Consider the following 9,659-nt stretch of genomic DNA (forward strand, 5'->3'; position numbering starts at 1 on the left):
GGCCATCATGGTCATCACCACCATCAAGGTCAACACAGCCATCATGGTCATCACCAACAACAAGTACATCACCAACAACAAGTACATCACCACGGTCACCACCACATTCATCCGCAAGCTGTTCTTTATCAAACTCATCAAGGCCAACATGGTCACCATGGACATCACCACCAAGGCCAACATCATGGACACCAAGGTCACCACCATCACCAAGGTCATCAAGGGCAACACGGTCATCATGGGCACCAAGGCCAACATCATGGACACCAAGGTCAACAGCACCAACAGCACCAGCAGCACCAACAATATCAGCAATATCAACAACAGCAACAATCTTCTCCTTGGACAGGTGGAATGGGAACAGGAGGAGCAGGGGCAGCAGCAGGAGCAGCTAGTATTAGTGGAGCAGCAGGACACGCGGGGCACGTGGGTCATTAATGAGCTGCAGAAAAAAAGACATAATAAAAAACTGCTAGGAAATCCTAGCAGTTTTTTTCAGCTTCTTGGCGCTGACGTTCGATTTCAGCTCGAAGTTGTGGTTCTGGTGCTTGCCAGCCTTCTGGTTTTAAAATTTTGCCGTCGCCTTCACGGAATCGAGGTTTCCCATCAGGGAATAGTTTTGCCATGTTTGCGTTGTTTACAATCTCGAATCCTTTATCTGGACGTACGCCCATTTCTGCAAACGTTCCGAATGCAAAGTAAATAAGGTCAATAAGTGCATCGTATTGATCTTCAACAGTAGTTGCTTCTAGAAATTCTTCTAGCTCTTCTTGCATAAAACTTGCACGGATTTTTGCGCGCTCTTCTGTTAGTTTTGTTGGAGTATTTGTTACAGGATGTCCGAAATCTTCATGCATTTTTGCAACAAGCTCGTACCCTTTATCTAAACCTTTTTCGTTTATCATGTTGTTTCATCCTTTCTCACTTTGTGCCGAATTTCATTGTAACATAAGGTGATTATTAAATAAAAAAAGGATGTTCTAAAAATATATTGAAACATTCTCTTCTTAGTATGGGTTGTTACTATTGTCAATTTTTGTTGGTAAATCGATATTTTGTGTCGAATCGTTGATATATTTTGAGTTATGGTAGATATATTTGAAAAATCGTTGATATAAATTCATGTACTGTAGCGCTGATTCCAAAATAGAAAATGAAAAGGATGTCATCTAGTCAAAAATCTCGACTTATGAGACATCCTCGCTCGTTATTCTTCTTTTTTTATTAAAATGGATAAAAAAAGGTCGATGCCGAACATACCAACGAGTAACATCGGTATAACGACAAGTAAATAACGTGTGAAGGAAACATTTTTTAAGTATGTATGAGCAAATAAAAAGACGCCGAGAAATAAAATACCGTTTAAAATAGGCTTTACTAATTTTTTAGACATAAGCTCCCCCATAAATATCTTCTCTCTCTATCTAAAATAAAAACTCCTCTATCCGTTGTATCATGCCGGAGAGAGGAGTTCAATCATTTCTCATTCAATCACACCAGAATTTGTAATATTTACGGTGTATTTTATATGAATCGGAACATCTTTGTACATTTGTCTCCACTCTTCTAATTTGAATGGGCGATAATGGTGTTTATATTTTGCTCCTAGCCCGAGGGGATCGACGCCTAAAGATTTGAACTGCTTAATTAATTTGGCAGCCTGTACATCCAATTGTTTTTGGACATTTTTTTCAATGTTTTTTGTGTTCTTGTTATTTTCTAAGTTAATTTGTTTCGATAGTTCTTGAATACGTGCATCAAGATGAACGTGAATGAAAAAAGAAGGCTTTCCGTTTTTAATCTTTATATCGTAAGTTGGAACAGAACGAATATTATTAATCATTACGTACGCAGAATCTGTTTTAAATTCATGTGAATCTAATTTATGTTTCTCTAACAGTCCTTTAAATATGAACATATCTTTTTGCGCAATTTTACCGATATATTTATCCTTTTTAAAAAGACCAATTCCGGTGATTTTTATTTTATCACCATGTTTCTTTAAAATTGGAATATAGTAGTCTTGTCCTTCTTGATAATAACGGAATGCTCCTACATGCAGATTATCTCTTGGTAAAGGACCGGTCTCCATATTATGTTCTAGCAACTTTTTTATATAAATTGCAACGTTGTATGAGGTTGTATATTTGCCTTTTAAAAGTTCAGTACCATTCCCCTCTAACAAAGCAGCATATAAAGCGTTCCCTATATTCACATCTCGAAGTAATGTATCGAATGAAGTAGACATTCCTTTTTTGGCAAGTCTTATAGTATATAGAGCGACACGCATTTGTCCGCTAGCAAACGGTTGAGAAGATTCTAAAGATGTGTCTGCTTTTACTTGTTTTACCGCATTGGCGCTACCTTCAAAAACTTGAACTTTATTTCCTTTTTTCTGAATGGGACAAACGAATGTCACTTTTACTTTATTATCTTTTGCTACATCAAAAACGCTTCCTTGAATAAGTTGTACATCATCTATAATATTTTTTTGTAAACATCCGGTTAAACTGAAGAATGTTATACAAGAAATAAGTATTAATTTACTTGTGCTTTTGATTTTTTCCATTTTCTTTTCACCCACACAATAATAAATAGGATTGGGATGTATACATAAATGAGCCAAAAACTAACTTTTGATGCATTACTAATAAAGTTATTAATATCTTGTCTGTTTGTTAAAAGTTGCGAAACAATGAGAGTGATAATGATAAAAGCGATTAAAATACCTCTTTGTTTTACACGGAATATTTCGTGAGTTGCTCTCATTGACGCCCATAAAGGGAGGATAAAACTTGTAATAATAACGAGTGCATAGCCTGAAATTGCGATATATTCGAGTCTTTCTATAAATGGTAATTGAATGACTTGGGTCATAGAAAGTTGGGCCCATATCGTTTTTAACAATTGTTTTTCACTAAAAAATGCAAAGGCTAAAAGGGTGCTAAATAGATATAGAAGATTTGAAAATAGTGCTCCAAGCTGAGCGTATTTATGAGATTGCATAGGCTTTTTCACAAATGGATACACCATGAGGTAAATCTCAAAACCGGTCATACTGTAGATTGACAGTTGAGCGGATTTTAAAATGTCTGAAAAAGAATGGGTGAATATAGGTAGTAAATTCTCCCAATGTGAATATTTCAAAACGAATAAGCTTAGAAATAAATATCCTAATGTACCACCAACAGAGATGACGCAAATACCGGTAATTACACGAAATCCAGAAGAGATAATGTAATAGCTAACTAAGCACAAAAAGAGTGTTAACATAAAGGTGGAAGCGGTAGGAAACATCCATACTTGAATAATTTCGACATACGTTCGAATAACCGAAATACTGACGATTAAAAAATAAGCTGCAAAGATGATATTAAAGACATTCCCTATCCACTTTCCAAACGTTTGCCTTTGTAAATCAATTAAATTTCCGTTTGTTTCTTTTACTAAAAAATACATCATCCATATAAGGAGGTGAATACAGAGTCCTGTGATTAGAACGCCCATCCATCCGTCGTATCCAGCGGCCTTTGCGATGATTCGAGCGAAGCCGAGAACGCCAGCACCGAACTGTGCACCGTGAATTAAGAAGAAAACGAAGATAGGAGATATTTGATATTTTTCTTGAACTTTACTCATCAATGCACCTCATTTCTTAATCATCAAAGTCAGATCTATGTTTTGTTGAAATTCCTTTCGCTGCTTTTTTTACATGTTGTGGTCTTGCTTGCACATCTCTTGTATCAATCATTGTTAAAGGGAAACGAATCCAAGAATCTTTAACGGATTGTTGTCTTGTCGGATAAAACAAAGCGTACGGCTTACGTAAGGACGTAAGCCTGAATAGATGAGTAAATAAGAAGATAAATCCAAGAGAAATCCCGAAAAGTCCTCCTATTTCTGCAAATGCGAGAAACGGGAAGCGTAGTAATCGAACCGCATTACCCATTTTATAAATAGGTGTAATAAAGGAAGCGAGTGCTGATAAGGCAACGATAATTAATAAAATGTTACTCGTTAAACCAGCTTGTACAGATGCTTGCCCGATTACGATACCGCCTACAATACCGAGCGTTTGACCGACTTTCATCGGTAACCTCGCGCCAGCTTCTCTCAGTAAGTCGATTGCTAGTTCTAAAAAGAGTGCTTCAATTAAAGGTGGGAATGGTACTTGTGCCCTTGATAAAATCAAAGTTTCAAGTAAATCACTTGGAATAAGTTCATAATGATAATTTAAAACTGCAACGTATAACGGTGTAGCGCAGATTGAAAATAGAACGGCGATTAATCTTAAAATCCTTGAAAATGTAGCGTACATCCAGGAGACGTTATAGTCTTCAGGTGAAATGAAAAAATCGAAATAGGATACAGGTGTTAGTAGAACACTTGGAGAACCATCCACAAAAATAGCAATTTTTCCATCAATTAGTGCTTTTGTAACTCTATCAGTACGTTCTGTATTGATATAGAGAGGGAAAATCGATTTTTCACCCATCAATTCTTGTATATAAGCACTATCATTAATTTGATCATATTCAAGAGCGCGTAGTGATTCCTCGAGAAAATCAACATTATCTTTTTCAGCGAGGTTGTCTAAATACATCATGACAACTTTTGTTTTGGAAAACTCGCCGATAATCATTTCTTTTGTTTGTAAATCTAAAACAGGAAGACGTTTTCGAACTAAATTAATGTTTGTATCAATATCCTCTACGAAACCTTCTTGTGGCCCAATAACAGTTGATTCGTTTAAAGGAGGGGTTGGTGCACGATAATTATCAATTGCAATGTTTGCAAGCATACATTTTTGATCTTGCTGCTTCAATTGAATAATTGCATGTCCTTTTAAAACCATGTCCTCAATTTTTTGTAAGTCATTCGTAATTGTGATACCACTCATCGGAATATGTTCCTTCAGTTCTTCTAGTGAAGCATTAGGTCGTTCCAAAAGAGTAGGCATTAAATACTTTTGCAATTTCTCCCCATCAAGTGAAGGACGATAGTAAGAAATCCAATATGGCATCGTTTCATCATCAGATGTGTGATAATTAACAAAATCACTAGACTTCTTGAGCTTCTCTATTAAATCTTGTAGTGAATGAATACGGTCTTTTTCTGGCTTCGAAAAATCATAAATACTATTACTTCCAGAGCTTTGTTGTTTATTCTGAGAAGAATCATTTTGTTTCGAGTTTTGCTGTTTCTCATGAGAAGCTTCGTCTTGTTTAGAATTTTGTTGTTTCTTATGAGAGGAATCGTCTTGTTTCAAGTTTTGCTGTTCCTCATGAGAAGAGTCGTCTTGTTTAGAATTTTGTTGTTTCTCATGAGAAGAGTCGTCTTGTTTAGAATTTTGTTGTTTCTCATGAGAAGAGTCGTCTTGCTTAGAATTTTGTTGTTTCTCATGAGAAGAGTCGTCTTGCTTAGAATTTTGTTGTTTCTCATGAGAGGAATCGTCTTGTTTCGAGTTTTGTTGTTTCTCATGAGAGGAATCGTCTTGTTTCGAGTTTTGCTGTTTCTCATGAGAGGAATCGTCTTGTTTCGAGTTTTGCTGTTTCTCATGAGAAGGATCATCTTGTTTAGAATTTTGCTGTTTCTTATGAGAGTAATCATCTTGTTTCGATTTTTTTTGCTCGCTACTATCACCTTTATTATGTTTCATACTTCTAGTCTGATCTTTGTTCACAATCTCTTGATTACTAGGCTGCTGCTTCGGGTTATCTGCTTCTTTTGTCTCTGTTGAATTTGATTTTTTTTTCTTACGTAGCCAATTCCAAATCATATGTATGCCCTCTTTGATTTTTGTAATATAGTGCTATTTTGTGGCTAATTTTGTATATTATTCATTTATTTATGAAAAGAAGAAGGAGATTGATTTGCATAGAAAAAAACCTTTAGTAAGCAGTTCATACTATAACGGGAAGAGGGAGAGTCTGTGCAAATTGTAAAAAAAGAGAAGTTTGCATTAAATGAGTTTACATTTGAAAATGGTAGGGAAATTCCTGTTCAAATGGGATATGAGACGTATGGTATTTTAAATAGAGAAAGGTCAAATGCCATTTTGGTTTGTCATTATTTTAGTGCAACAAGTCATGCAGCAGGAAAATATACTGTGCATGATGAGGAGTCTGGTTGGTGGGATGGGCTAATTGGACCTGGAAAAGCGATTGATACAAATAAATATTTTGTTATATGTACTGATAATCTTTGTAATGTACAGGTGAAGAACCCGTATGTAATTACAACGGGACCGAAGTCGATTAATCCAGAAACAGGGGAAGAATATGTTATGGATTTCCCTGTGTTTACCTTTCTTGATGTAGCTCGTATACAATATGAGTTAATAAAAAATATGGGAATCTCAAGGTTACATGCTGTAATAGGGCCGTCGGCGGGTGGAATGATTGCGCAGCAATGGGCTGTTCACTACTCTCATATGGTAGAGCGAATGATTGGCGTTATTACGAACCCGCAAAATCCAATTATAACGTCAGTAAATGTAGCGCAAAATGCGATTGAAGCAATTCAACTAGATCCAAGTTGGAAGGGCGGGAAATATGGAGAAACACAGCCAATGCAGGGGCTTCATTTAGCAAACAGAATGATGTTTATGAACGCTTTTGATGAGCATTTTTATGAAACGGAATTTCCTCGTAACAGTATTGAGGTAGAACCTTATGAAAAGTTTTCTACATTAACATCATTTGAGAAAGAGATAAATAAAGTGACATACAAAAGTATAGAGTTAGTAGATGCAAATTCGTGGATGTACACTGCGAAAGCAGTTTTATTGCATGATATTGCGCATGGATTTTCTTCTTTGGAAGAGGCTCTTTCTAACATAGAAGCGAATGTACTTATGATTCCGTGTAAACAAGATTTACTTCAGCCGTCTCGTTACAATTATAAAATGGTAGACATTTTGCAAAAACAAGGGAAGTATGCGGAGGTCTATGAAATAGAAAGTATAAATGGGCATATGGCGGGAGCGTTAGATATTCATTTATTTGAAAAGAAAGTTTATGAATTTTTAAATCGGAAAGTGTCTAGTTTTGTGTAGAAAATAAATGATGTGAAAAAGGTGCAATATGTGTAGTAGGCACCTTTTTTTACATGATTTGTAGACGGAAAATATATGTAGCGATTGCTATACCGAAGAACGCTATACTAAGTAATAGAAATAAGAATGACATTTCTTGGGGAGATTTTAACTTTTTATTATTTTTCATGCTGAGTACAATAATTGCGGCGGTTAAAAAAATAATGCTCATAATGAAAAGAAAAAGTGTCATTTTAATCGACTCCTTTCATAAAATAAGTATATTGAGGATACAATGCGATAGAGATGTTTGTAAAGAATAAGTTTTACGGAGAAATTGAGAAATAAATTCTCCATTCTTTGCGTTCCTTCTTTTGCATGCTAAAATTGATTAGAAATGGTTGTTTAAAGAAGAAACGAAAGGTTTTATTGTATATAAGGAGGAACGACATATGACAGAAGTAAAAACAATTACAACAGAAGAAGTACAAGAACGTTTAGAAAATGGAGAAACGTTATTTTTAGTAGATGTAAGGGAAGATGAAGAAGTAGCAGCAGGGAAAATTCCAGAAGCGGTACATATTAAAATGGGTGATATCCCAAATAAAGTAGACTTCTTTAATAAAGAGAATGAATATATCTTTATTTGCCGTTCGGGAATGCGCAGTGAGAATGTATGCCATTATTTAAATGAGCAAGGATTTAAAACAGTGAATATGGTTGGCGGTATGCTTCAATATGAAGGCGAAATGAAATAGTTAATTACTAAAAACTTGAAACGAGTCTGTTTCAAGTTTTTTTCTTTTGCATACAGTATACAAAAGGAGGAGGGGGAAATGGGGATTAATTTGCGTAAAGTAAAAATTATTAATAATACAGGAGCTGTCAATGTCGGCGACTGTTATGATATCTCACCTTTAGCTGTAGCGAAAATATACGCGGGTGCTGGAGGATCGAGTGCGGCTATTTTTTTAAATGGAAAAAGGCAGCCAGAAGCGGTGATTAGAACATCAGTATTCCTTCCGCCATTAGCAACGAGTACACGTACATTAGGTTCGTAGAGGAAAGGTAGAGTGTAATTATGCCTGCGCATATAAAAGAGTTTGTTATTGTTAATAATACTGGGAATATATTTACAGGTGACAATTTGAGTGATACTTCATTTACTGCTACGAAATCGTATAGTGGTTCAATGGGATGTACTTGGATTGATGTTGTTACAGTAATAGGAACAGAGACGAAGCTTTGTTTACAGCCGGGTGATTCTGTGACGACAACATATACACGAGGTACTCCTGCTGGTACTGTAACAGGAACAAATATGGGGCAAAGTGTAAATGCATCGAGTATAGCGCAAGCTGTCCCGAATACAGATAATATGGATTCAATTGCTGGACTCCCTTAAGGAATTAAGGGAGTTTTTATTATTTAAAATAAAAATAGTCTTGGAAATTATTTTTGTAAATAGATTAAGAAGAGGCTTATTTATTATGAAAAAGACGGTTTGTAGGTGGTGAAAGTGTGAAGAATCGTGATAATAATCGGAAGCAAAATTCGTTAAGCTCTAATTTTAGAATTCCACCCGAACTTATTGGGCCTACTTTCCCCCCTGTTCCAACTGGATTTACAGGTATAGGGATTACTGGTCCAACCGGTCCGCAAGGCCCAACAGGACCTCAAGGACCAAGAGGATTACAAGGTCCGATGGGGGAGATGGGCCCGACAGGACCTCAAGGTGTGCAAGGGATACAAGGATCAGTTGGGCCAATAGGTGCAACTGGACCAGAAGGACAGCAGGGGCCACAAGGATTGAGAGGACCACAAGGAGAAACTGGAGCGACAGGTTTACAGGGTGTGCAAGGATTACAAGGGCCCATTGGTCCAACAGGTACGACTGGAGTACAAGGGATACAGGGTGTACAGGGATTACAGGGTCCGATTGGAGCTACCGGACCTGAGGGTTCTCAAGGAATCCAAGGAGTGCAAGGGATACCGGGAGCAACAGGTCCACAAGGGATTCAAGGAGTGCAAGGAATCCAAGGGACGGAGGGACCGAGTGGAAGTACGGGAACAACAGGAGCAACAGGTCAAGGGATTACAGGCCCGACAGGAATAACAGGTCCAACAGGGATAACTGGACCTTCAGGAGGCCCTCCAGGTCCAACTGGCCCGACAGGAGCAACAGGTCCTGGGGGTGGACCGAGTGGAAGTACAGGGGTGACAGGACCAACAGGACCAACAGGAGCAACTGGAAATACTGGAGCAACAGGTCAGGGGCTAACCGGTCCGACAGGAAGTACAGGAGAAACAGGTGCGCAGGGGCTACAAGGAATACAAGGAATTCAAGGGCCAATTGGCCCAACAGGTCCAGAAGGGCCACAGGGAATTCAAGGTATCCCTGGTCCGACGGGAGTAACTGGTGAGCAAGGGATCCAAGGTGTTCAGGGGATTCAAGGAATAATGGGAGCAACCGGAGATCAAGGCCCACAAGGTATACAGGGAGCTATAGGACCTCAAGGTGTAACAGGAGCAACAGGAGATCAAGGTCCACAAGGTATACAAGGAGTACCAGGTCCATCAGGAGCAACGGGACCACAAGGAGTTCAAGGGATACAAGGTCCGA

At 37.7% G+C, this 9,659-nt stretch carries 11 protein-coding genes and 1 pseudogene; 6 read left to right on the forward strand and 6 right to left on the reverse strand.

Annotation, left to right across the window (positions count from 1 at the left end; genetic code table 11):
• Positions 1-438, forward strand: a pseudogene (locus tag JDS81_RS30670) (hypothetical protein); the annotation flags it as partial.
• A gap of 44 nt (positions 439-482) precedes the next feature.
• Here the strand turns inward: JDS81_RS30670 and JDS81_RS29430 are convergent.
• From JDS81_RS29430 to JDS81_RS29450, 5 genes are all read right to left on the reverse strand, one after another.
• Positions 483-905, reverse strand: coding sequence for a pyrophosphohydrolase domain-containing protein (locus JDS81_RS29430; protein WP_097953519.1), 423 nt, complete (start codon positions 903-905; stop codon positions 483-485).
• Between the two features lie 302 nt (positions 906-1,207).
• Positions 1,208-1,393, reverse strand: coding sequence for a hypothetical protein (locus JDS81_RS29435; RefSeq protein WP_141499513.1), 186 nt, complete (start codon positions 1,391-1,393; stop codon positions 1,208-1,210).
• Positions 1,394-1,483: 90 nt separating this feature from the next.
• Complete coding sequence (gene gerHC, locus JDS81_RS29440; protein ID WP_088055568.1) at positions 1,484-2,569, reverse strand: spore germination protein GerHC; 1,086 nt, start codon at positions 2,567-2,569, stop codon at positions 1,484-1,486.
• Entirely contained in the window at positions 2,539-3,639 is a 1,101-nt protein-coding gene (locus tag JDS81_RS29445; protein ID WP_097953517.1) for a spore germination protein, read from the reverse strand. The genes gerHC and JDS81_RS29445 overlap by 31 nt, the downstream gene beginning before the upstream one ends.
• 16 nt (positions 3,640-3,655) lie before the next feature.
• Complete coding sequence (locus tag JDS81_RS29450; protein ID WP_199688675.1) at positions 3,656-5,779, reverse strand: spore germination protein; 2,124 nt, start codon at positions 5,777-5,779, stop codon at positions 3,656-3,658.
• A 153-nt stretch (positions 5,780-5,932) separates the two neighbouring features.
• Here JDS81_RS29450 and JDS81_RS29455 point away from each other — a divergent pair, with 153 nt between their 5' ends.
• On the forward strand, positions 5,933-7,057 hold the full coding sequence (locus JDS81_RS29455) for a homoserine O-acetyltransferase family protein (RefSeq protein WP_097873171.1): 1,125 nt from the start codon (positions 5,933-5,935) through the stop codon (positions 7,055-7,057).
• A 49-nt stretch (positions 7,058-7,106) separates the two neighbouring features.
• Here the strand turns inward: JDS81_RS29455 and JDS81_RS29460 are convergent, their stop codons facing one another.
• Entirely contained in the window at positions 7,107-7,289 is a 183-nt protein-coding gene (locus JDS81_RS29460) for a hypothetical protein (protein ID WP_000171892.1), read from the reverse strand.
• A gap of 199 nt (positions 7,290-7,488) precedes the next feature.
• Here JDS81_RS29460 and JDS81_RS29465 point away from each other — a divergent pair, with 199 nt between their 5' ends.
• The 4 genes from JDS81_RS29465 to JDS81_RS30820 form a co-directional block, all read left to right on the forward strand.
• Positions 7,489-7,794, forward strand: coding sequence for a rhodanese-like domain-containing protein (locus JDS81_RS29465; protein WP_000141215.1), 306 nt, complete (start codon positions 7,489-7,491; stop codon positions 7,792-7,794).
• 78 nt (positions 7,795-7,872) lie between these two features.
• Positions 7,873-8,097, forward strand: coding sequence for a spore germination protein (locus tag JDS81_RS29470; protein ID WP_000512461.1), 225 nt, complete (start codon positions 7,873-7,875; stop codon positions 8,095-8,097).
• A gap of 20 nt (positions 8,098-8,117) precedes the next feature.
• The gene (locus JDS81_RS29475) at positions 8,118-8,441 is read left to right on the forward strand and encodes a hypothetical protein (RefSeq protein WP_001110863.1); all 324 of its coding nucleotides are present in this window, start codon (positions 8,118-8,120) and stop codon (positions 8,439-8,441) included.
• Between the two features lie 116 nt (positions 8,442-8,557).
• Positions 8,558-9,659: exosporium leader peptide-containing protein (locus JDS81_RS30820; RefSeq protein ID WP_199688676.1), on the forward strand; the 1,102-nt coding region annotated here is incomplete at its 3' end.

The sequence above is a fragment of the Bacillus cereus group sp. N31 genome (assembly GCF_016483245.1).
In the GTDB taxonomy this organism is placed as follows: domain Bacteria; phylum Bacillota; class Bacilli; order Bacillales; family Bacillaceae_G; genus Bacillus_A; species Bacillus_A toyonensis.